A 22,323-nucleotide genomic window follows, 5' to 3' on the forward strand; every position below is an offset into this window, starting at 1 on the left:
TGTTCGCGGAGCCTCGACACTCAACGGAGTCACCTTGCTGATGCCCGGGTCCGATACACGCGTCGTCGAACTACGCGTGCACGGCATCATGGGCACGACCGCGGAATCCCTGGTGGGAGCCGTTGCCGCGGTCGATGTCGCCGGTGACGGCATCGGCCGGATCGTGCGCCCGGCAGACCGGCTGCGCCGCCCAAGTCCTGGCCCATTGCTACGAACGAGTGACCGTTCGGTGCCGCGTGTCGTCGAGGGCTACCTGTGGAGCGGCATGACCTCCGGTGGCCTGAGCAAGTCCACCTGGGCTCTGATGTTTCCCTTCACGCTAGCCAACCTGGCGCACTGGATGCTTCCGCCGGTGCCCCACGACAACCGGCCCGCAGCCGCGTTGGGCCTGGTCGGCCGGGCGCTGCTGCGGCTGGCCGCGTTGCTGCTGACTGTGCTGTTCGTCACGCAAGTGGCCGTGGTGAGCCTGGATCTGGTGGCCGCGCAATGCCTCGCTCCTGGCGCGGCGTGCATGAGCGGAGCCGTGCCGGATTGGCTACCAGAACTACGCGGGTTCCGTCCCGTCGTCGGGTTACTGCCCGCGTTGCTCGTTGTGCTGTTGCTCGCCCGCGTGTCATCGGTGACGTGGTCAGTGAACGCGCCGCCGCTGCCCAGTCCTGTGCCCGGCAACCGGCCTCGTCGTATGCCCGGCGCAAGTCTCGTCGCAGACCCCGACACTCCGACGTTGCGTGCGCTGCACACCGTGGCGGGGTTGGCCGTGCTGGCGTTGCTTCCGTCTGGCGGACCGTTCACCGCTTCGCCCGTCGTGACGGGCCAATGGGTGGCCGGCCTGACGTTGTTGGTGCTCGCCGCGTTGGGCGTGCTGCTGTTGGACGATCCAACGGGCGCGACTCCGCATAGGGCTGGCCGTTGGCTGCGACTCGCGTTGGGACGTGTCACGCGACGGGTATTGCTGTTCATCAGCGTGCTGCTCGTGATCAGCACGGCTGTGGCGCAGGAACCGCTGCCGAATGGGCTCGCCGGCACTGACATCACCATTGAAGGCACGACCGGCGTGCTCGTGGTCGTGTGCGTGTTGTTCGGGCTCGTCCTGATCCCCGCCGCTTTGCTGGCACGCCGTGAGTTCTGGGCGGAGCAGCCGCGTGAACTGCGACCTTGGGCCGGCGGCTGGATGTCACCGATCGTCCTGGTGATCGCAGCTTTGCTGGGCGGCGGCTTCGGCGCAGGCGTCGCGATCACCGTACGGGAACTGTTGGGCAGCAACGGGTTGGAGCTTCCCGCGGGCTACGAACCGGTCACGTTGCTATGGGGCGCCGCGGCGGCGTTCGCGCTCGTGATCGGCCTGTTGCTGGGCTCGATCACCGCTGTGCACAGGTGGCGCAGGAACAGGCGTGGCGCCCAGCCGCCGGAATCCAGCCTGCTGCACGCGGACTCCCCACCCGCGGAACAAGCGACAGCCACACGAGCCTGGCGGAATGCCCGTTTTCAACGCAACCACTTGCATCACTTGTTGCTCGCATGCGGGGCCGCACTCGGTTTGGGCGCGGGCGTCTCGATCTGGATGCGGCTGCGTGGGGTCGGTCTGCCGGAATGGATGGAACCGTTCTCCGCGGTCGGCGTTTTCGCGCTGGGTTTCCTCGCCGCGGCGTTGATGCGCGCGGTGTACCAAGCGATCCGGCGCCCGGACCTGTCGCGGACGCTGGGCATCCTGGCCGACTTGGCGTGTTTCTGGCCCCGGGAGTCACATCCCGTTGTGCCCCCTTGCTACGCGCTCAAGGTCATCCCCGAGTTGACCGAACGGGCCGCGGAGCACTTGCAGGACCGCAGCACCCGGGTCGTGATCACCGGGCACAGCCACGGCAGCCTGATCGCGGTCGTCGCGGTGTCCCGGTTGATGGAGACGCTGCCGCCCGAGGACCGTGAACGCGTCGGGCTCGTGACCGCTGGCTCTCCTCTGCAGTGGGCGTATCCACGTGCTTTCCCGAGTGTCGTGCCGCATCGGTCATTGGCCGAACTGCACGGCGAACTCGACGGCCGTTGGCGGGCGTTGTGCCGGGGCACGGATCCGTTGGGCGGAGCCGTGACGACGTGGCGGCGTCAGGTCTACGACTCGAAGATGATCGGTATGGGGTTCCGCCCGGACGGCAGCAGCGGACCACTCACCCCGGCCAGGACGACCGAGTCGGGCGCGCTGGTGCTCGGCAGTGATCACTGGCTGCCCGACCCGCAGCTCCAGCCCGTCCCAGGTCTGCGCTGGTCACCGGGTGTCCGGCGGCACAGCGACTACTACGCCGACCCAGAATGGGACGAAGCCGTCGCGATCGCTGCCGGACTCATGTAGGTTTGCGCGCCCACGCGGTGAGCAGGCCCATACCGAGGTCGCTGAAACCCGGTTCCCGCATGGCTTTCACGGCTTCGTCGAAGGTCGCCTCGTCGACGAGGCCGTCGGCGAGGATGCGGTCGCGCAGATGGTGGAAGCCGAGCTGGAAGAACTGGCCCGCGGCGGACGATGGAGTGATCGGTGGCTGGTACATCTCCACGCCGATGTCCACGAACCCGGCTTCCCGCAACAGATCCGGGTATCGGTAGCCCCACTGCCCGTCCGTACCGATGGCTGTTTCCAAACTGCGCCAATGCTTTTCCATCAGCTGGCGGAACGGGCTCTGCGGCGGGCTGATCAGCGCGGGCGCTTCGACGGCCTCGCCCAGTACCAGCCAGCCGCCAGGCGACACCAGGTCAGCGAGGCGGTGGAAGACATCGACGCGGTCGCGCAGGTGCATCAGGACGAGGCGGCTGTGCACGATGTCGAACGTGCCGAGCGCCAGGTCCTCGGTGATGTCGGCCTCGACGACCTGGACGGTCGGGAACACCTTGTGCAGGTCGGCGAGCAGCCTCGTGTCCCGGTCGACCGCGATGACCTGCGCGCACACCTCGGCCAGCCAGCCGGAGATCCGGCCGAGTCCGGCGCCGACGTCCAGGCAGCGCATGCCGGGCCGGGCGATCTGGACCAGCCGGGCGCGTGTTGCCGGGTCGAACATCCGGGACAGCGCGTCCAGGCGCATCGCCTCAAGGTCGTGATCCGCCCCGAATACCGTCTCGCCGTACAATTCGGTCACAGCGCACGAAGCTACCGACCTCAATGAATCGTGGTCAACAGCCGCCGTGCGGTCTCGACCTGGCCGTTCTCCGCGAGCAAACCGGCGGGTGCGAGCACGTAGTCCCGGTCGACGACGATTCGCGCCGCTTTGATGGCGGGCCGCAGTACCGGATCCGCCCGCAGTGCGTCCACAACCGCACCGATGTCCTCGGCGTGCCGGAATACGCCGCCGGACAACACAAGCAGACCCGCGCCACGCGGCCCGAGCCTGCCTTCGACGAGCCGGAGGTGCCTGCGGATCGCGATGATCGCGGCAAGACCAGCCAGCCTGAGGTCTACTTCGGACTCTTCAGGGGTGTCCGGCACGAAGCCGACGTTGCTCGCGCGACGTTCGGCGAACTCGGCCAGGCCGTCGGCGGGCAGCCGTTCCGCGAGCGCTTCGGCGACGATTCCCGGCGCGGACCACCGCATCCCGATATCGCCTTCGACCGTCCGCCGGTCCTGCGGCAGCCCTACCGCGCGTTCCTCTTCATCCTGTGTGGACACTGCGGAGCAGACGTCGGTCGTCGCGCCTCCGACGTCCACGACAAGCACGGCGTCCTCACTCGCGAGCTGGGACACGCCGTTGAGCACGGCGTCCGGCGTGACCGCCTTGACCAGTTCACGGAATTTCGTCCCACGGGACAGGCGTTTGCCGCCGATCACGTGGTTCAGGAAGACCTGCCGGATCGCCGCACGCGCCGGACCCGGCTCGAGCTCACCCACATCCGGCAGGACGTTCGCGGTCGGCACGACCGTTCGACCGGCCAGGGTTTCGAGCGCTTCCAGCCGGGCGTGCTGGTTGCCCGCGAGCACGATCGGCGGCCGGATCCGGTTACGCGCCAACGCGGCAGCGTTGTGCAGCAACACTTTCGCGTCACCGCCGTCAGTTCCGCCGACCAACAGCACAACGTCCGGCTCGGCGTCCCTGAGCGCCCGGATCCCCGCGCCGTCCAACTCGCCCGCCGAGACGTGCACGACCTTGGCACCGGCGGACAACGCGACCCGATGCCCGGCCTCCGCGCTGATCAGACGTTCATGACCGACCACGGCGAGCCGCAGCCCGCCGCCGGCCGAGGAACACGCAAGCACCTGATCGGCGCCGCCTAGTTCCTTGAGGACTGCCTTGACCCCGTCGAGCACTTCCGGCGGGGTCGTCGCGTGTTGTGCCGTGGCCAAAAGCGCGCCGTCGTCACCGACGAGCGCGCCTTTGGTCCACGTCGAACCGACATCAAGACACGCTGTTGTCGGCATCGTCCTTCATTCGCTTGCCCAGCAAGGAGTTCCTGCGGCTGTACACGAAGTACACGATCACACCGAGGACCATCCACCCGGCGAACCGCAGCCAGGTGAGGATGGTGAGGTTCAGCATCAGCCACAGACAGGCGAGGATCGCGAGGATGGGAATCACCGGCACCCAGGGAACCCGGAACCCACGCGGCAGGTCCGGCCGGGTCTTGCGCAGCACCATCACACCGGCGGAGACCAGGATGAACGCGAACAAAGTGCCGACGTTCACCATTTCCTCGAGCTGCCCTGCCTCGAAGAAGGTCGCCGCCACACCAACCATGATCGTCACGAGCAGTGTCGCCCTGGCCGGGGTCCCGTGCGGGCCGGTCTTGGCCAGACCGCGAGGCAGCAAGCCGTCACGGGACATCGCGAACAGCACCCGGATCTGGCCGAGCAGGAGCACCATGACCACTGTGGTGAGACCGGCCAAGGCACCGATGGAGATCACGTTGGCCGCCCAGTCGACGCCGTTGGCAGAGAAAGCGGTCGCCAGCGTCTTCGAAGCGCCATCCTCCCCTGTGGACAGTTCCTGATACGGCAGCATGCCGACGACAACCAGCGAGACACCGACGTACAGCACTGTGACGATGGCGAGCGAACCAAGGATTCCGCGCGGCACTGCCCGCTGTGGGTGCCGGGTCTCCTCGGCGGTCGTGGCGACCACGTCAAACCCGATGAACGCGAAGAACACCAATGATGCCGCCGCGAGCAACCCGAAGATCCCATACGCGCTGGACTCCCCGCCGGCCAGCGCGGAGAACAGCGACTGGTCCACACCTGTCGAGCCGGTTGACCCCGAAGTCGCCGGGTCGGGGATGAACGGCGTGTAGTTCTCGCTCTTGACGAACGACAAGCCGAAGAAGATGACGAACAGCACGATCGCGACCTTGATGCTCGTGATCACCAGGCTGACCCTGCTGGACAGCTTGGTTCCCATGGTCAGCAGCCACGCGAGCACGACGACCAGCAGCAAGGCGCCCCAGTCGACGGTCAGCCCGAAGACCTCGGCGGTGGTCTTCACATCCGAGCCGAAGATGTACCCGAGCACAACCTGGAGATAGGCGGACCACCCCTTACCGACCGCGGCCGCACCGACCGCGAACTCAAGCACAAGGTCCCACCCGATGATCCAAGCGATGAACTCACCGAAAGTGGCGTACGAAAACGTGTACGCACTCCCAGCCACCGGGACAGTGGATGCGAACTCCGCGTAACACAACGCCGCCAACGCGCACGCGATCGCCGCGAGCACGAACGCCAACGCGACCGACGGGCCAGCCAGGTCACCAGCTGTCCGCGCGGTCAACGTAAAGATGCCCGCACCGATGACGACCGCGACACCGAAGACCGTGAGGTCCCACGCGGTGAGGTTCCTGCGGAGTTTGGTATCCGGTTCATCCGTGTCCGCGATGGACTGTTCGACGGTTTTCGTCCGCCACAAGCCAGTACCTGGCAACGTTGCCTCCTCACACACCCCGACTAGTGCGTCAACAGAGGTTACGCGGCAGCGATCACGATCCGGCGCACGAGGTAGTCCGAGCCGGCAGTCTGTCCGGTTCCGGCCAACGCCACGTGCCCCGGTGTCAGGTGGCTGCCTTGGCGCTGCGGTACAGGTCCGGTTCCAGGTAGATCAGCCGGGCAGCGGGGACCTTGGCGCGGATCCGGTGCTCGGCGTCGTCGATCGCCTGCGCGACCTCCTCGACCGAAAGACCGGGCGTCAAAACCACCTTCGCGGCCACGAGCAGCTCGTCCGGGCCCATGTACTGGGTCTTCACGTGGATCACGCGCTCGATCCGGCCAGCCGCGATCTCGTCGACGATCGTGTCCAGCTCCCGCGGGGTCGCGCCCTCACCGATCAGCAGGCTCTTCATCTCGATGATCAGGATGATGGCGATCACGCCGAGCAGGACGCCGATCATCAGCGTGCCCACGGCGTCCCAGACCGGGTCGCCGGTCAAGGTCGCCAGTCCGACGCCGATCAGCGCGAAGACCAGACCGAACAACGCACCGGCGTCCTCGAGCAGGACCACCGGCAGTTCCGGGGTGCGCGACTGGCGGATGAACTGCCACCAGGTCGCGTCGCCCTTGATCAGCCGGGACTCCACGATCGCGGTGCGGAAGCTGAAGGTCTCCAGGATGATCGCGACCACCAGGATGACCACCGCGACCAACGGCGAGGTCAGCGCCTCGGGGTGCTGGATCTTGTGGATGCCTTCGTAGAGCGCGAACGCCGAGCCCAGCGTGAAGAGCATCAGCGCGACGATGAACGAGTAGAAGTACCGGTCACGGCCGTAGCCGAACGGGTGGTCGATGTTGGCCGCACGGCGCGCGGTCTTCTGCCCGAGCAGCAACAGGCCCTGGTTGGACGTGTCAGCCACCGAGTGCACGGACTCCGCCAGCATCGAGGAGGAACCCGTGATCAAGAACCCGACGAACTTCGCGATCGCGATGCCCGCGTTCGCCAGCAACGCGGCGATGATCGCCTTGGTGCCGCCCCCTGCAGCCACGTGCCCTCCCAGGAACCGTCCGGATTGTCCGGACGCACCCTAAACCACGGGGATCACGAACCTGCGGTCGCCCGGAAAACCTGGGCCGGTGCCCCTTCGACCGGGATGACCTGGACGTCCGGGTTGCAGGCAGGCAGCCACGCGGACTGGCCCCGGCCGAGTTCGACCTTGTTACCGTCGGATTCCAATAGCCGGACGGCACCGGCCGTGCAGATCAGGATCTGCGGTCCGGCGCACACCAGGTCGACCGGGTCGCGCTCGTCGTGCGCCCACTCAAGGCGGGACAGCTCGAACTCCGGTGCGGGAGTCGGGTAGGCCCACATCCGCGGCATCACCTGCGAACCACGCAACACGGGCATCTCGCCGCAGCTGAAGTCCAGTACCCGCAACAACTCCGGCACGTCGACGTGCTTGGGCGTCAGCCCGCCGCGCAGGATGTTGTCCGAGTTCGCCAGGATTTCCACGCCGGTGCCGTGCAGGTACGTGTGCAGGTTCCCGGCGGGCAGGTAGATCGCCTCGCCTGGCTGCAGCACGATCCGGTTGAGCAGCAACGCGGCCAGCACGCCCGCGTCGCCCTCGTGCGCTTCGCCGAGTTCGAGGATCGTGCGGCACTCGAGGTCGAACTCGCCGTGTTCCTTCACGTGCAGCACGCAGACGTCCAGCAGTTCCGGCAGCAGCACGTCCAGCGAGGTCTGCGGGAGCGTGATCCACGTCGTGAACAGCGCGCGCAGGCCGTCGGAGTCCGGCTGGCCCTCCAGCAACGAGGTGTACGGCGCCAGCCCGGGCGTCTCCAGCGTGCGCAGCAGCCGCACGGTCTCGTGCGGGTCGCGGAAGCCCGCGAGCGCGTGGAACTCCGTCAGCGCGCAGATCAGCTCAGGCTTCGCGGTCGGGTCCGGGTAGTTGCGGTTCTTCGCGTCACGCGGGATGCCGGCGGCTTCCTCGCGTTCGTAGCCTTCACGGGCCTGCTCGGCCGATGGGTGCGCCTGCATGCTCAGCGCCTCTTCGGCGGCGAGGATCTTCAGCAGGAACGGCAGCCGGTTGCCCCAACGGTCCGCGCAGTCGGAGCCGAGCTGGCCAATTGGATCTGTTTCCACGAGTTCGAGCAGAGAACGGTCGTCGTCGATGCGCGACGGGTCGCCGGGGTGCGCGCCCATCCACAGCTCCGCCTCCGGGTGTGGCGCCGGCACGGGCCGCCCCAGCAGCTCGGCAATGGTCGTGCGCGACCCCCATGCATAGGGCCGCACAGCGTTGCGCAGCAACTCCACTCTCAAACTCTCCCTAGTCAGACGCCAGCGGAGGCGTACCGGCCCGATCCGCCGATCGTCCCGGCCGCGAGGCCGAGATACAGCGCCGCGAGCTCGAAGCGCAGCGCGAGCACGGCAGCCCTGACCGGCTCGTCCGCGCCGACCTCTTCGGCGGGTACCAGTACGTCCGCACCCGGCAACGTGTCCGCGGCCATGTGCCGGGCCGCGTCCGCCGCCGGTCCGGAGCTGATCGCCAGCAACTGAACCCGCAGCATCGCTGTCGGGTCGCCGGCGAAGTCGTCCGGATCGTCGAAGATACCTTGACCGGACGTCGATCGTACGACCGCCCGGTGCAACGCGAACCGGGTCTGCGCGTCGGCGTAGGAGCCGACATCACAGACAAACCCGGCATGCGCGGCCAGCACGTGACGTGCGTGCGAAGCCACCGCAGTCGCCGCCGGGTCCAGTCCCCACAGTAGCGGGACCCGGTCGAACAAGCGCAGTGCCAGGGATTTCGCTGGGTTGACAAACGACTCGTGAGCTGGGTGGTCCTTCTCGGCCTCCTTGTCGAGCTCGTCGGCGAGGTTGTCGATGTCGGCGCGCAGCAAGCCCATGGTCCGCAAGGTCAACAGGCCCGCCGCGAACGCCCTGGGGAAGGCGAACCCGGGCGGAACGGGCACGCGTGGCGGCAGCAGGAACGCCCTGCCCGCGCCCGCGGCGGCGACCGGACCGTCAGGTGGCGCCGTGACCACGACGGTGGCGCCGTAGCGCGTCGCACGGCCGATGGACTCGGCGAGGACGCGGTCCCCCGGATCTTCTGTGTGCGTAATCACCACGTCCAGGGGCCCGACCCAGCCGGGCACCTCGTCAACGACGACCACAGGCACCGGGCATGCCGGACCGAGCAGCGCCACCAGCAGATCCGCGATGGCGCCCGCGTGCCCCGGCCTGGTCACGATCAGCAGCGCGCGAGGACGCACGTCGGCGAGAGCCCGCTCGACGCCCAGTTCCTCCGCCATCTCGACCACCGACCGGACCTGGGCACCGGCCCGCGCGGCGGCGCGCAGCACGCCGTCGGTGTCCACCTCGGAAAGCCGGGCGGGGTCGTCCAGCAAGGTGTCGTCAGCCACCGGACTCACTCCGCGGGTTGCGGATCCGCCGGTTGCGTCGCCTCGTCGAGCAGCAGCACGGGGATGCCGTCGGTCACCGGGTACTGGCGACCGCACGAAGTGCACGTGAGCGCGTCGGCCTCCGGGTCGTCCGGGGTGCCGGGGCGCAGCGCCGCGTGATCGTCGGACGGGCAGGCAAGGATGTCGAGCAACTGCGGATCGAGCTGAACGGCCACGATTCCTCCTTCTCCCACTCTCCAGTGTGGCCTAACCGCGAACGATGGTGAGCACCTCGTCACGCAGCGCGGCCACGGCCGCCTCATCCGGCGCCTCGATGTTGAGCCGCAGCAGCGGTTCGGTGTTCGAGGGCCGCAGGTTGAACCACGCGCCGGAAGGCAGCTCCACAGTCAGACCGTCCAACTCGTCGATCGTGACGCCGTCCCGGCCGGAATAGGTCTCCTTGACCGCGGCGAGCCGGGCCTTCTGGTCGTCGACCGTGGAGTTGATCTCACCGGAGGCGGCATAGCGGGCATATTCGGCCGTCAGCGTGGACAGCGGGCCGTCCTGCTCGCCGAGTGCGGCCAGGACGTGCAGCGCGGCCAGCATGCCGGTGTCGGCACGCCAGAAGTCACGGAAGTAGTAGTGCGCGGAGTGCTCGCCGCCGAAGATCGCGTCGGTCTTGGCCATCTCCTGCTTGATGAACGAGTGCCCGACGCGGGTGCGGACCGGCTTGCCGCCGTGCTCGGTGACGATCTCCGGCACCGCCTTGGAGGTGATCAGGTTGTAGATGATCGTCGAGCCCGGCTCCTTGGCCAGCTCGCGGGCCGCCACCAGTGCGGTGATCGCGCTCGGCGAGACCGGGTCGCCGTTCTGGTCGACCACGAAGCAGCGGTCGGCGTCGCCGTCGAACGCCAGCCCGGCGTCCGCGCCCACCTCGCGGACCTTGGCCTGCAGGTCGACGATGTTCTTCGGGTCCAGCGGGTTGGCCTCGTGGTTGGGGAACGAGCCGTCCAGCTCGAAGTACATCGGGACGATCTCGATCGGCAGGCCCTCGAAGACCTTGGGCACGGTGTAGCCGCCCATGCCGTTGCCCGCGTCCACCACGATCTTCAGCGGACGGCTGCTCGACAGGTCCACAAGCCTGCGCAGGTAAGCGGCGTACGCGTCAAGCATGTCGCGCTGCTCGACCGCGCCCGGCGTCGCACCCGACTCGGGCATGCCCTGCTCGACGTCGCGCTGGATGTCGGCCAGCCCGCTGTCCTGGCCGATCGGCGCGGCGCCCGCCCGGCAGACCTTGATCCCGTTGTACGCGGCGGGGTTGTGGCTCGCGGTGAACATCGCGCCAGGCAGGTTCAGGTCGCCGGAGGCGAAGTACAGCATGTCGGTGCTCGCCAGGCCGATGCTGACGACGTCGACGCCCTCACGCGTGACACCCTCGGCGAACGCGCTGGACAGGCCTGGCGACGAGTCACGCATATCGTGACCGATGACGACGGCCGGGCCGCCGACCAGCCGCGCGAACGCGGCGCCGATCTCACGGACCACGTCGGCGTCGAGCTGCTCGCCCACCAAGCCGCGGATGTCGTATGCCTTGAAGATGGCGGACAGGTCACGCACAAGCTCTCCCGGGGTCGGATCGTCCTGCCAGGGAGCCTATGCGGTGCCGATGACCGACCCTGCAAGCAGGTCGGCGGCAACTTACTCGGCGACGGGATCGGGCAGCACCCGCAGGTGCCCGCGCCTGCCGTTGGGGGTGTCCTGGTCGGCCGACGGCACCGGCCGGTCCGGGCGGCCCGCCTCGCGCACGGCCTCGGCCAGCGCGGTCAGGTCGTCGTGAGATGGCTCAGGTGCGGCGAATTCGCCGTCGTACCTGACCACGTCCCAGCCCCTGGGGGCGGTCAGCCGCATCGCGTGCTCTTCGCATAGGTCATAGCTATGCGGTTCGGAGTACGTGGCGAGCGGGCCGACTACCGCGGTGGAGTCCGCGTAGGCGTAGGTCAGCGTCGCGACGGCCGGATTCACACACCCGGTCCGCGAACAACGCCGCACATTCCGCACGATCGTGGACGATAGCGCGTTTCTCCTCGGCGGGCAGCCAGGCACACCGACGACACGCCCCCAGTACCCTGTTTGTCCTAGAGGTATGCCTTGGAGGTGTTCGGAACGTGGTCACGCCCCGTCGTCGCTCGTCACGTCGCGGACGGGATCGGCATGGTCGTGGCATGCGCGGACCGCTTTACCCGTCGACGCTGCCCGCCGCAAGCACTCGGGCGGAGAAGTTCGACGCGCTTGTGCTGGACGCCTTGGAGCCGATCGAAGCGCGCTGGCGGACCGAGCTGACCAAGCTCGATGTGGCGGTCGACGACGTTCCGGAAATCGAGCCGCCCGGGGCCCCGCCGCAGGACGGTGTGCTGTCGGACGGCGGTATCCCGTTGGCTCGTCTTGTGCCTGCTGGCATGGACAGGCGTGGCAACCCGACCAGCGCGCGGATCGTGCTGTACCGGCGCCCGTTGGAGGCGCGCGCGAAGGACAGCGCGGAGCTCGCCGACCTCGTGCACGACGTGCTCGTCGAACAGGTCGCGAACTACCTCAGCGTCGACCCGGACGCCATCGAGGGCGGCGGCTGAACCCGTCGGCCCGGGATCGCGGTCAGCAGGGTGAACAGCAGCGCGGCACCCTGGATCAGCAGCAGGAATGCCCGCAGGCTCGACGAATACTCCACGCGTACGTCCGAAGCTCGCGCGGGCACGGCGACGCCGACAAGGTTGCCCCATGCCCGCACCACAGGCACTTGACGCCCGTTGACTTCCGCGCGCCAGCCGGGTTCTTCGGCCGCGGCGATGACCAGCAGCCGGCCGTCGGATCCGTCGGACACGCGGACGGCGACTTCCGGTGGTCCCGCTTCGACCGGCACGATTCCGCCCGCGCCCAGTGTGGTCGGCGGGATTCCTCCGGTCACCGCCTGTTTGGCCAGTTCCGGGGCCAGCAGCACGGCCCGGCCCGCCGCTGGCTGCAGCCGGAACACCGGCCGTCCGTCCGAAGTGGACGTTGTACCGGCGACCAGATCACCCGCCGCGGCCTGCAGTCGTGTGCCTGACGTCTGGTCAGGCATGACCACGAACAGCACGCCCGCGGCCGCCGCCGAGGCGACCGCCGAGCGGGCCACGTCCGGCACGTCCGAGCGGAAGTCGTTGTCCCAGCGCAGAATCCGCGCCCGCGCCGAGGCGACCGGAACGAGATCGTCGTCCCCGAACTGCGGCATCCGGCCTGCCGACTGCCGTGCGGGCTGATCACCGCGGGACAGCACCAGCACGCCACGCCCGGTCTCGGCGAGTTCACGCGCGGGCGTCGTACCCAGCCGGACGGTGTCTCCCGTGGTCAGCGGCCCGTCGCGGCCGAGCAGGAAAGCACCGCCTGCCAACACGACCAGCGCGGCGGCTCCGAGCGCCATCGCCGGGCGCAGGTTCAGCCTGGCCCCGGCGAGCGCCCACAACAGACCCCAGCCGACGACGATCAGCGGCGTGCCCAACCACCCTTGTTGCGGCGCACCACCACTCACCGGCGCCATCGGCATGAACCGGACGACCGCGACCGCACCCAGTCCGAGAACGAGCAAACCCAAGCCTGGCAACGATCCCCGGCCAGGTTGGGCGGCGAGGCCGACGACCGCGACCACGGCGAGAACCAGTGCCAGCACGACCGAGCCGAAGTCGTTCGTGTACGGCACCCAGCCGCCGACACCGTGCAGCACGATCGCCGGGTTCTGAATCAGCACAGCGGGCCACGGCAGCAGCAAAGCCAGTGGCAGCAACACAATCGCGAACAGCGCCGCGCCACGGCGCCTGCCGTCCCCGCGTTGCCCGCCGACCAGAACGAACCCGGCCAGTGCGCACAGCAGGATCACCAAGTGCACCAACGGGGAGAACGCGCCGATCACGGCCAGTCCCAGCGACGATCCGGCCGCGACGGACAACCAGGACCGCGTGGCACCGGTCAGCACTGAGACGATCCCGGAAACCACCACGGGCAGCAGGATGTGCACGACGACCGCGTCCAGCCTGCCTTGCGACACCGCGGCGACCGCGGGCGGCAGCAACGCGTACAGACCTGCGATGACGGCCCGGACTTCGCGCCGTACACCCATTTTTCGAGCCGCGATGTAAGCGCTCAGGCCAGCCAAGGGCATGTCACCGATGAGCAGCAGTCCGACTTGGCCGCCGAGAATTCCCAGCACCGCAAGGGCTGTCGGCGCGGGTGAGGCCGTGCCACCGGAAACGGCGTGCCACGCGGAGAGGTATTCCGTCCACACGTCCGAGATCGGCAGCAACCGGCCGCCGGTCAGCGACAGGCTCAGCCTGTTCCAGTTGACCGCGAGTCCAACCGCGACCAAACCCAGCACCAGCAGCAACGGCGGCGCCAGCAGGATCTGTTTGAGCACGCGGCCACGGTCGACTTCGACCAGCAGCACTTCCGGTTCCTGCACCCCGCTTCCGTCCCGTGGCACAGGTGACGGCCGCGGTCGCGGACTGGGGCGCCTGCCCTTAGGGCCCGTGGCAGCAGGCACGGACACGGTGACCGCGCTCGGTGGACGGCGCAGTCCGGCCGCCTTACGTCGCCCTGCACGGCCCATCGCGCCCGCCGGCAACGCGTCAGGCCCGATTGGCCGTTGTGTCTCTTCGGGAGGGACCCAGACGGTCTCCGGCGCTTGACCGAGCGCGACGTCGGCCTCCAGGCGTTTGCGCACCAGGTGGGTGACCGCCGCCCGGAACATGTTGCGCAGCCGGGTGAATCGGCTGGTGAACAGCCCACGCACGCTGCCGGTCTGGCCGAGTCCGCGTCGTTCACGCCGGGCCCGCAGCAGTCCCATCCGGCCGCCGAGCACCCTGCCCACCGCGGCGATTTCCGCGTGTGCCCGGGAAATGCGGCGCAGCAGCAGAAATCCCAGCGCACGCAACAGGCACAACACCGTGAGCCTCGGCACGCCGACAAGAAACGAGAAGAACCCGGTGTTCACCAGAAATGTGCGGACGCCGTTCGACCGTGCCCGGACACTGTCCACCCGGCCCGCACCGGCGTGCCTGATTCGCGCGGCCGGAACACACAACGCGACCGCACCGGATCTGTTCGCACGCCATCCGAAATCGATGTCGTCGAACACACCTGGCACCTCGGAATCGAAACCACCCAGCTGTTCCCACAGCTCACGGCGGACCAGCAGACCGGCGGACGAAACCGCGAGCACTTCACTGCTCTGCTCGATCTGATTGGCCCGCACCCATTCGCCAGTGCCGATGCCGGTTTGCCGATGCCCGGAGGCATCGGTGGACAAACCGGCACCGACGACCAGCCGTGGTTCATCCCACGCGTGCGCGACTGGTCCCAGCACACCCGCTGACGGTGACAGGTCCGCAGCTGTCAGCAATATGCCAAGACAATGCGGTTCCGGCGCGCAGTCGTCGTGCAACAGCCACAACCAGCTGCCAGGGTCGCCCCAGCGCTCGACCCCGTACCGCACAGCGGCCGCAACAGCGTCACCAAAACTCGCCGAACGGTCCAGCTTGAGCACGCCGTCGACCACGTCTTCACTGGCCGCGAGCAATTTCGCGGTGCCGTCGGCCGAGCCCGTATCGACCGCCACCACGTGCCGTGGCCTCGGTGTGCTGCGACGCAACGCGGAAAGCGCCAGCCGGAGCCATTCCTCGCCGTCGTGGCAGACCAGGACCGCGAACACGGGCACAGTCCTGAACTGTGGGCGCACCGGCTACCTCCGTCGGCCTCTACTCATCCTCGCGAGCAGACACCGTACGGCCAGCCTGGCGCGAATTCGCCGCAGGCCGTGCTCCGACCTAGATCGCGCGTTTCTTCAACTTGCGGCGCTCCCGTTCGGACAGCCCGCCCCAGATGCCGAACCGCTCGTCGTGCCCGAGCGCGTACTCGAGGCACTCCGAACGCACCTCGCAGCCCTGGCAGATCCGCTTGGCTTCCCTGGTCGATCCGCCCTTCTCTGGGAAGAACGCCTCGGGGTCGGTCTGCGCGCACAAGGCGCGCTCCTGCCACTCCTGCTCGTCCTCCGCCGCGTCGAAGAGATGTACCAGGACGCCCAGATCCTCAGTCGGCGCGTCCCCCCACTCCACGACTCGGTCCCCTTCGTCGGCCATCATGTCCGTCCACCTCCCCGCCTTCCACTCCCCGGTTGGCGGACGCCACCCGCCCTCCCATTCGGCGAATGACATCTCTGTGATTACACCCGTGTAGTCCCGGCCGGTCAAGCGAAGTACCCACGTGGGTGACGGTATTTGCCGAGGAAAGTCCGGTTCTTTGCCCGATCGGGTGAAGTCGATCGACAGGCAGCGGACAGCAGGTGGATCTCCCCGGGTGACACACTGGAGTCGTGCGGAGACAAGACACTCGTCCCAGCCCACTGTTCCTCGCCCTGCTCGCGGCCACCATCGGTGGCGGTGTGCTGACCATTCTGGAGAGTGAATTCGCCTACACCGCCGGTGTGGTGCTGCTCGTTCTCGGTGGGTGGGCAGTGTCGCTCTGCCTGCACGAGTTCGGGCACGCGTTCGTCGCATATCGCGGCGGTGACCGCGAGGTGCGCTGGAAGGGCTACCTGACGCTGGACATCCGCAGGTACACCGATCCGCTGCTGAGCATCGTGCTGCCGCTGGTCTTCCTGCTGATCGGCGGAATCCCGTTGCCCGGCGGCGCGGTGTGGATCAACCACCACGCGTTGCGCACCAAGCGCGTGGAGTCATGGGTCTCACTGGCCGGGCCGCTGACCAACCTGTTCCTTGGTATTTTGCTGACCCTTTCAGTGGCCCTGTTCATGCCTGGCGAGTTGACGCCACTGTCCGCCGGACTGTCCTTTTTGGCCTTCCTGCAGATCTTCGCGTTCCTGCTGAACATCCTGCCCATCCCCGGACTGGACGGCTGGGGCGCGATCCAGCCGTACCTGTCGTACAAGACACAGGTCTTCGGGCACAAGGCGGCACAGTGGGCGCCGCTGATCCTGTTCGCGGCGCTGATCGGCCTGCCTGGCGTGGGCCAGGCGTTCTACGACCTGGTGTCGTCAATCTTCGACGCTGTCGGCGGATCGAGTTATGCCGCCGCGGTCGGTCGCAACACGTTCATGTTCTGGCTGTGACCAACTGGCTATCAGCCCGAGCTTCTCCGCGCTCGGTGAACCCGGCTGCGCCACGTACGTGACGAGGACCATGTCGGGTTCACCGGGCAGCGGGAAGCTCTCGTACGCCAGCTCAAGCTCGCCGACCAGCGAGTGGTTCATCAGCTTGCTGCCGAACGTCTTCTCCTTGACGTTGTGCTTGGCCCACAACTCCCGGAATTCCTGGCTGTGGATGGACAACTCGCCGATCAGCGGCGCGAGACCGGGCTCATCGGGATTGCGCCCGGCCATCCAGCGCAGCACGGCCACGGTGTCCTCGGCCGCACAAGACCACTGTGGATAGAAATCCCTGGCCTTGGGGTCAAGGAAGATCGACCGGCACAAGTTCGGCCGGTCGACGCCGGAGAACCCGCACAACGCGTCGCCGAGCCGGTTCCAGGCAAGCACGTCGAGCGCCGGCCCGAACACGAACGCGGGCATCCGGTCCATCTGGTCGAGCACAAGCTGGACGGCCGGGCGGAGTCGCGGCTTGGGATGGGCCCCGCGCGGCGACGGGCGCGCGCGCCGCGTGGGGCGCACCAGGATACGCAAGTGTTCCCGCTCGGTTTCGTTCAGGGACAAGGCCTTGCCGATGGCTCCCAGCACGGCCTCGGACACATTGGGACTACGGCCCTGTTCAAGCCGGGTGTAGTACTCGACGCTGACACCGGCGAGCCGCGCGAGTTCGTCCCGTCTCAACCCGGGCACACGCCTGCGACCGGTGCGCGGCAGGCCGACCTCTTCGGGCGAGATGCGTGCGCGTCGGGTCCGGAGGAACTCACCCAGCTCGTTGCTCACGTAATCCAGTGTGCATCGCTCACGGCGGCTAAGGGTGGCCCTGCCAGAACCAGTTAAACGCGGGCCTCGTACGCGGCGTTGCCCGGCGGCAATGTCGTTGCCATGACATACGAGAACTTGGCGGGACGGACCGCCGTTGTGACTGGTGCGGCGAGCGGGATCGGCGCCGCGATCGCCCATGCGTTGGCCGCCAACGGCGCCCGGGTGGCGCTGCTGGCCCGTCGTGCCGACCGGATCGGCGAGGTCGCTTCGAAGATCGAGGCCAACGGCGGGCAAGCGCTTGCCGTGACGACGGACATCACGTCGGATTCCTCGGTCGAGGCGGCTGTGTCGTCGGTGCACTCGGCTTTCGGGCCGGTCGACATCCTGGTGAACAACGCCGGCGTGATGATTCCCGAAGACATCGTCACGGCATCTTTCGACGACTGGCGGAAAATGATCGACACCAACGTGACCGGTCTGCTGCGGGTGACGCGTGCGTTCACGCCGGACCTGGCGGCCGAGGGACATGCCGACCTGGTGAACATCTCGTCCATTGGCGCGCACGAGTACTTCAAGGACTACGCGGTCTACGGGGCCACCAAGGCCGCTGTGACGTACCTGTCGAAGTCCTTGCGGGCCGAACTCGGGCCCAAGGGCGTCCGGGTCACGAACATAGAGCCCGGGCTGGTGGAGAGTGAGCTGCGAGCCGGCATCACCGGTGAGGCCGGCGAGTTCCTGGACAACTGGATCGCCCAGGCGGGCATCCTCGCCGCCGAGGAACTGGCGGACGTGGTGGCGTACGCGACAAGCCGCCCGGCCCACGTGAACCTCCGGCAGATCGTGGCCCTGCCGACCACGCAGTACTGAACCCGCACCTCCGCGGTTTCTGCCTCGTCGACCACGTTGCTTTGGCTGTCGACCAGGGCGTTCGGCGCGGGGCCGGCGGTCCGTGCAAGGATCGAATCCGTGAAGGTCGTCGTGGTTGTTGGCGGGGTCGGCGGAGCTCGATTCCTGCTTGGCGTCAAGACGCTGCTCGGGCTGCCCGCCGTGGGGCCGGGCGAGTCGGAACATGAGATCACCGCGGTGGTGAACACCGGTGACGATGTGTGGATGCACGGCCTGCGGATCTGTCCCGACCTGGATACGTGCATGTACACCCTCGGCGGCGGGATCGACACCGACCGCGGCTGGGGCCAGAAGGGCGAGACGTGGGTCGTCAAGGAGCAGTTGGCGGCCTACGGCGCCGACCCGGACTGGTTCGGGCTCGGGGACAAGGACATCGCGACGCACTTGGTGCGTACACGCATGCTGCGCGCGGGATATCCGCTCTCCGCTGTGACTGAGGCGCTGTGTGACCGGTGGCAGCCAGGCGTTCGTTTGCTTCCGATGACCGACGACCGGGTGGAGACGCATGTGGTCGTCGACACTCCCGAAGGCGAGCGCAAAGCCATCCACTTCCAGGAGTGGTGGGTGCGCTACCAGGCCAAACTGGCCGCTCAGTCGATCGTTCCGGTTGGCGCCGAGGAGGCCGAGCCCGGCCCTGGCGTGCTTGACGCGATCAGCGAGGCGGACGTCGTGCTGTTCGCGCCGTCGAACCCTGTGGTCAGCGTGGGAACCGTGCTGTCTGTGCCCGGGTTGCGGGACGCGGTTCGCAAGACCGACGCGATGGTTGTCGGGGTGTCGCCGATCATCGGTGGAAAACCCCTGCGGGGCATGGCCGACGCCTGCCTGACCGCCATCGGTGTGGAAACCAGCTCGCAGGCCGTCGGCCAGTACTACGGGTCCCGGCAGTGCTCCGACAACGGTGTGCTCGACGCGTGGCTCGTGCACACCGGCGAGGCTGCTGATGTTCCCGGAGTCGCGGTTCGTGCTGTTCCGCTGTTGATGAGCGATGTGGACGCGACTGCGGAAATGGTCCGCGCGGCGCTGGAGATGGCAGGGCTGGACGCATGAGTGATCACGCGAGCGGCGGCGATGTCACCGTCAAGGCCGTGACCGGGTTGCCGGAGTTCCGGCCCGGGGATGACTTGGCCGGCGCCATCGCTGATGCCGCGCCTTGGTTGCAGGACGGCGATGTGCTCGTGGTGACGAGCAAGGTCGTGTCCAAAGTCGAGGGTCGGCTGGTCACCGTTCCGGCCGATCCCGACGCGCGCGACGCCGAACGGCGGCGGTTGGTGGAAGCCGAGGCCGTCCGGGTTGTCGCGCGGATCAACCGCACGGTCATCACCGAGAACAAGCTCGGCATCGTGCAGGCCGCGTCCGGCATCGATTCGTCCAATGTGGCCGGTGACGAGCTCGCGTTGCTGCCGGAGAACCCGGATGACTCGGCTTTGGCTCTGCGCAACGGTATTCGCGAACGCCTCGGGGTCAATGTGGCTGTCGTGATCACCGACACCATGGGGCGTGCGTGGCGTATCGGCCAGACCGATACGGCCATCGGGTCGTCCGGCGTGACTGTTCTGCACAAGTACGCGGGCCAGATCGACCGGCAGGGCAACGAACTCGTGGTCACCGAGATCGCGGTGGCCGACGAGATCGCGGCCGCGGCCGATCTGGTCAAAGGCAAGACCGGTGGCCTGCCGGTCGCCGTTGTCCGCGGTCTGGCCGTCACCGATGACGGGTCGACTGCCGCCGATCTGATCCGCCCGACGGATCAGGACCTTTTCCGCCTTGGTACGGAAGAGTCTTTGGCACAGGGTCGGTCCGAGGCGGTGCTGATGCGCCGGTCGGTGCGCTTCTACACCGACGAACCGATTCCTGAGGACGCGATCCGTAAGGCTGTGGGCATCGCGCTGACCGCGCCCGCGCCGCACCACACACGCCCCGTCCGGTTCGTGCACGTCAAGGAGCGCCGCAAGGAACTCCTTGACGCGATGCGGGCGCAGTGGCGCGCTGATCTGGCCAATGACGGGTGGTCCGAGGACCGGATCGACCGCCGCGTCCGGCGCGGCGATCTGCTCTACGGGGCCAAGGAAATCGTTCTTCCTTTCCTGGTACGCGAAGGCGCGCACACATATCCGGATCCACAGCGGTCCGAGGCGGAGCGGACGATGTTCACCATCGCCGGTGGCGCCGCCGTGCAGGGCCTCTTGGTCGCGTTGGCGGCCGAGGGCATCGGGTCGTGCTGGGTCTCGTCGACGATCTTCTGCGCGCCCGTGGTCCGTGAAGTCCTTGGGCTGCCATCAGAATGGGAGCCGCTAGGGGCGGTCGCGGTCGGCTATCCGACCGACGGCCCACTCGCTCCCCGCCCGCCGCGCGATCCCGCCGACGCGTTCATGGAGCTGTGAAGCCCGCGGACTGGTCGAGCATGAACGGTTTGCCGGGGTTGGCGGGTTGCCAGCCCTCGGCAAGCGCGGTCCTGACCGCGCGGGCGACGTGACCGGGCAGGACCGGCCGGGACGGCACGCCCATCCAGTTGCTCGGGTGCGCCTGGTTTGTCGTCACGACCAGCGTCGTGCCGGGGTCGTCGGCCAGTTCGACCGCGAACGTCAACGGCCACCAGGCATTCGCCTGGCTGTAGGTCGGGCGGCCGCGCAGCCGCCAGCGGTACGTCACCCCGTCGACGTCCAGGTATCGGGAGCCTTTCTTCACCAATGTCACGACGTCCACGATATGGGCGGCGTCACGTGAATTAAGGTTCTCGGCTGTGGGTGTACACGCTGATGCTTTGACCGTGCTCGCCGACTGGGCGCCGGATGACCGCGACCAGGAGTCGTTGCGCCAGGCTTACCTGGGTTTCCTTGCCGCACGGGAGGATTCCTGCGATCGCTCGTGCGCGGCCGGGCACATCACCGCGTCAGCCGTGGTCCTCGACGGCGACAACGTCCTGCTCACCCTGCATCCCCGGGTGGGCAAGTGGTTGCAGCTCGGCGGCCACTGCGAGCCGTCGGACCAGACCCTGGCGGGCGCCGCGCTGCGGGAGGCCACCGAGGAGTCCGGGATCGACGGGCTGACCATCGATCCGGTGCCCGTGCACCTCGAGGTGCACCCGATCACGTGCTCTCTTGGCGTTCCGACAAGGCATTTCGACGTGCGGTTCGCGGTGCACGCCCCGGCGGGCGCGCAGCCGGTGCGCAGTGCCGAGTCCGACGACCTGCGCTGGTGGCCGATCGGTGAGGTGCCGAACGCCGACCTGCTGCCGATGATCAACCTCGCTACATCGCGCGGTAGTCACGCGGCGAGAAACGGGGACCGCGCCGGGGCTTGGTGATTCCGGCCGTTTCGATGTAGCGCACGGCTCGTTGTCGTTGCGGCGCATAGGGTGCGAGGATCTCGTACATGCCGGCGTCGTCCAAAGGCTTGCCTGTCAAGGCATATCCGACGTTGCCGGCAATGTGGTAGTCGCCGAAACTCACCGCGTCCGGGTCGCCCCACGCCCGTTGGGCGACCTCGGCGGCGGTCCACACGCCGATCCCGGGCACTTTCCTGAGCAGCGCGCGTCCTTCGGCACCCTTCAACTCGGCCGCTTTCTCAAGGCGCCCAGCGACTTGCGCGGCCGCGATCAACGTGCGGCGCCGGGCACCGTCCAAACCGGCCTTGTGCCACTCCCAGTCGGTGATCGCCATCAGCGCCTGCGGCGTCGGCGGCACGCGCAACTGCATCGGCCCGGGCGCGACGCTGCCGTACCGACGGCATAGTTCACGCCAAGTGCGCCACGCCTCCTTGCCGGTGACCTTCTGCTCCAGGATCGCGGCGAACAGGACGTCCCATACGCGTCGCGTACTCCCGAGCCGTAGACCAGGCATTCGTCGGCGCGCTTCAGCGACGAGGTCATGGTGCGCTTGGAAGTCCGTGTCGTCGTCCAAGTCGCCTAACAGCGCGGGAAGACCGTCCAGAAGCCACTCGGCACCCTCTCCCCAGGCTTCCGCATGCACCTCGTCACCTACGCGCCTTATGGCCAATGTGCCCGGTCCGTCAGGCGTGCTGGACGCGCGGAACACCGCACCACCTGACGTCTGCCCGTACGTGGGGTCACCGCTGCCCCGACGCAACGGAGCAAGGACGGAACCCAGGTCAAGCGCGTACCCGGGCCGCCAGACGCGGACGGACATGGGCTAGAGCGTACGGTGGTTCTTTTGGAGTATCGGCGCCC

At 68.0% G+C, this 22,323-nt stretch carries 21 protein-coding genes; 7 read left to right on the forward strand and 14 right to left on the reverse strand.

Features of this window, described 5'->3' with window-relative positions; translation table 11 throughout:
• Nucleotides 1-40: 40 nt before the first annotated feature.
• The gene (locus B9C43_RS11015; protein WP_235038558.1) at nt 41-2,341 is read left to right on the forward strand and encodes a lipase family protein; all 2,301 of its coding nucleotides are present in this window, start codon (nt 41-43) and stop codon (nt 2,339-2,341) included.
• Here the strand turns inward: B9C43_RS11015 and B9C43_RS11020 are convergent.
• From B9C43_RS11020 to B9C43_RS11060, 9 genes are all read right to left on the reverse strand, one after another.
• Nucleotides 2,334-3,116, reverse strand: a complete 783-nt coding sequence (locus tag B9C43_RS11020) for a class I SAM-dependent methyltransferase (RefSeq protein ID WP_084425932.1) — start codon at nt 3,114-3,116, stop codon at nt 2,334-2,336. The genes B9C43_RS11015 and B9C43_RS11020 overlap by 8 nt on opposite strands.
• A 20-nt stretch (nt 3,117-3,136) precedes the next feature.
• Nucleotides 3,137-4,390, reverse strand: coding sequence for a glutamate mutase L (locus B9C43_RS11025; RefSeq protein WP_084425934.1), 1,254 nt, complete (start codon nt 4,388-4,390; stop codon nt 3,137-3,139).
• Nucleotides 4,368-5,882, reverse strand: coding sequence for an amino acid permease (locus tag B9C43_RS11030; protein ID WP_033389708.1), 1,515 nt, complete (start codon nt 5,880-5,882; stop codon nt 4,368-4,370). Before B9C43_RS11030 ends, B9C43_RS11025 begins: the two co-directional genes overlap by 23 nt.
• Before the next feature lie 127 nt (nt 5,883-6,009).
• Nucleotides 6,010-6,933, reverse strand: a complete 924-nt coding sequence (locus B9C43_RS11035) for a cation diffusion facilitator family transporter (protein WP_084425936.1) — start codon at nt 6,931-6,933, stop codon at nt 6,010-6,012.
• 53 nt (nt 6,934-6,986) lie between these two features.
• Nucleotides 6,987-8,198, reverse strand: coding sequence for a mannose-6-phosphate isomerase, class I (gene manA / locus B9C43_RS11040; protein WP_200825528.1), 1,212 nt, complete (start codon nt 8,196-8,198; stop codon nt 6,987-6,989).
• A 17-nt stretch (nt 8,199-8,215) separates the two neighbouring features.
• Nucleotides 8,216-9,307 carry a phosphoheptose isomerase family protein gene (locus tag B9C43_RS11045; RefSeq protein ID WP_084428016.1) on the reverse strand — a complete coding sequence of 364 codons (1,092 nt, stop codon included), beginning with the start codon at nt 9,305-9,307 and terminating at the stop codon, nt 8,216-8,218.
• A 5-nt stretch (nt 9,308-9,312) separates the two neighbouring features.
• The gene (locus B9C43_RS11050) at nt 9,313-9,522 is read right to left on the reverse strand and encodes a Trm112 family protein (protein ID WP_033389700.1); all 210 of its coding nucleotides are present in this window, start codon (nt 9,520-9,522) and stop codon (nt 9,313-9,315) included.
• A gap of 31 nt (nt 9,523-9,553) precedes the next feature.
• Nucleotides 9,554-10,903, reverse strand: coding sequence for a phosphomannomutase/phosphoglucomutase (locus tag B9C43_RS11055; protein WP_084425937.1), 1,350 nt, complete (start codon nt 10,901-10,903; stop codon nt 9,554-9,556).
• An 81-nt stretch (nt 10,904-10,984) separates the two neighbouring features.
• Nucleotides 10,985-11,344 (reverse strand): DUF3499 domain-containing protein, encoded by a 360-nt coding sequence (locus B9C43_RS11060; RefSeq protein ID WP_200825529.1) that lies wholly within the window; start codon nt 11,342-11,344, stop codon nt 10,985-10,987.
• Between the two features lie 164 nt (nt 11,345-11,508).
• Here B9C43_RS11060 and B9C43_RS11065 point away from each other — a divergent pair, with 164 nt between their 5' ends.
• Entirely contained in the window at nt 11,509-11,913 is a 405-nt protein-coding gene (locus tag B9C43_RS11065) for a metallopeptidase family protein (protein ID WP_051897001.1), read from the forward strand.
• Here the strand turns inward: B9C43_RS11065 and B9C43_RS11070 are convergent.
• Nucleotides 11,871-15,044: a glycosyltransferase family 2 protein gene (locus tag B9C43_RS11070; protein ID WP_235038559.1), complete on the reverse strand. Its 3,174-nt coding sequence runs from the start codon at nt 15,042-15,044 to the stop codon at nt 11,871-11,873. The genes B9C43_RS11065 and B9C43_RS11070 overlap by 43 nt on opposite strands.
• Before the next feature lie 88 nt (nt 15,045-15,132).
• On the reverse strand, nt 15,133-15,447 hold the full coding sequence (locus tag B9C43_RS11075; RefSeq protein ID WP_033389696.1) for a WhiB family transcriptional regulator: 315 nt from the start codon (nt 15,445-15,447) through the stop codon (nt 15,133-15,135).
• A 230-nt stretch (nt 15,448-15,677) separates the two neighbouring features.
• Here B9C43_RS11075 and B9C43_RS11080 point away from each other — a divergent pair, with 230 nt between their 5' ends.
• Nucleotides 15,678-16,433 carry a site-2 protease family protein gene (locus B9C43_RS11080; RefSeq protein WP_084425941.1) on the forward strand — a complete coding sequence of 252 codons (756 nt, stop codon included), beginning with the start codon at nt 15,678-15,680 and terminating at the stop codon, nt 16,431-16,433.
• On the opposite strand, the gene B9C43_RS11085 is transcribed toward B9C43_RS11080, so the two are convergent.
• Nucleotides 16,359-17,249: a helix-turn-helix transcriptional regulator gene (locus tag B9C43_RS11085; protein ID WP_143446279.1), complete on the reverse strand. Its 891-nt coding sequence runs from the start codon at nt 17,247-17,249 to the stop codon at nt 16,359-16,361. The two genes, B9C43_RS11080 and B9C43_RS11085, sit on opposite strands and share 75 nt — an antisense overlap.
• 102 nt (nt 17,250-17,351) lie before the next feature.
• Between B9C43_RS11085 and B9C43_RS11090 the strand changes: the two genes are divergently transcribed.
• The 3 genes from B9C43_RS11090 (at nt 17,352) to B9C43_RS11100 (ending at nt 20,518) form a co-directional block, all read left to right on the forward strand.
• Nucleotides 17,352-18,098: an SDR family oxidoreductase gene (locus B9C43_RS11090; RefSeq protein WP_084425943.1), complete on the forward strand. Its 747-nt coding sequence runs from the start codon at nt 17,352-17,354 to the stop codon at nt 18,096-18,098.
• 99 nt (nt 18,099-18,197) lie between these two features.
• On the forward strand, nt 18,198-19,184 hold the full coding sequence (gene cofD / locus B9C43_RS11095; protein WP_084425945.1) for a 2-phospho-L-lactate transferase: 987 nt from the start codon (nt 18,198-18,200) through the stop codon (nt 19,182-19,184).
• Nucleotides 19,181-20,518, forward strand: coding sequence for a coenzyme F420-0:L-glutamate ligase (locus B9C43_RS11100; RefSeq protein ID WP_084425947.1), 1,338 nt, complete (start codon nt 19,181-19,183; stop codon nt 20,516-20,518). The genes cofD and B9C43_RS11100 overlap by 4 nt, the downstream gene beginning before the upstream one ends.
• Here the strand turns inward: B9C43_RS11100 and B9C43_RS11105 are convergent.
• Nucleotides 20,505-20,831, reverse strand: coding sequence for a hypothetical protein (locus tag B9C43_RS11105; protein ID WP_033389693.1), 327 nt, complete (start codon nt 20,829-20,831; stop codon nt 20,505-20,507). The two genes, B9C43_RS11100 and B9C43_RS11105, sit on opposite strands and share 14 nt — an antisense overlap.
• Before the next feature lie 46 nt (nt 20,832-20,877).
• On the opposite strand from B9C43_RS11105, the gene B9C43_RS11110 reads away from it, so the two are divergent.
• Complete coding sequence (locus B9C43_RS11110) at nt 20,878-21,441, forward strand: NUDIX hydrolase (RefSeq protein ID WP_051896998.1); 564 nt, start codon at nt 20,878-20,880, stop codon at nt 21,439-21,441.
• Here B9C43_RS11110 and B9C43_RS11115 read toward each other — a convergent pair.
• On the reverse strand, nt 21,386-22,282 hold the full coding sequence (locus tag B9C43_RS11115) for a DNA-3-methyladenine glycosylase family protein (protein WP_084425949.1): 897 nt from the start codon (nt 22,280-22,282) through the stop codon (nt 21,386-21,388). The two genes, B9C43_RS11110 and B9C43_RS11115, sit on opposite strands and share 56 nt — an antisense overlap.
• Between the last annotated feature and the right edge of the window lie 41 nt (nt 22,283-22,323).

This window comes from Kibdelosporangium aridum (assembly GCF_900176515.1).
Lineage (GTDB): Bacteria > Actinomycetota > Actinomycetes > Mycobacteriales > Pseudonocardiaceae > Kibdelosporangium > Kibdelosporangium aridum.

Excerpts from the sequence above, each read along its gene's own strand:
- B9C43_RS11015 (WP_235038558.1), top strand. The coding sequence starts at position 41 with ATGCCCGGGTCCGATACACGCGTCGTCGAACTACGCGTGCACGGCATC.
- B9C43_RS11025 (WP_084425934.1), bottom strand. The coding sequence starts at position 4,390 with ATGCCGACAACAGCGTGTCTTGATGTCGGTTCGACGTGGACCAAAGGC.
- B9C43_RS11065 (WP_051897001.1), top strand. The coding sequence starts at position 11,509 with ATGCGCGGACCGCTTTACCCGTCGACGCTGCCCGCCGCAAGCACTCGG.
- B9C43_RS11075 (WP_033389696.1), bottom strand. The coding sequence starts at position 15,447 with ATGATGGCCGACGAAGGGGACCGAGTCGTGGAGTGGGGGGACGCGCCG.
- B9C43_RS11090 (WP_084425943.1), top strand. The coding sequence starts at position 17,352 with ATGACATACGAGAACTTGGCGGGACGGACCGCCGTTGTGACTGGTGCG.
- B9C43_RS11100 (WP_084425947.1), top strand. The coding sequence starts at position 19,181 with ATGAGTGATCACGCGAGCGGCGGCGATGTCACCGTCAAGGCCGTGACC.
- B9C43_RS11115 (WP_084425949.1), bottom strand. The coding sequence starts at position 22,282 with ATGTCCGTCCGCGTCTGGCGGCCCGGGTACGCGCTTGACCTGGGTTCC.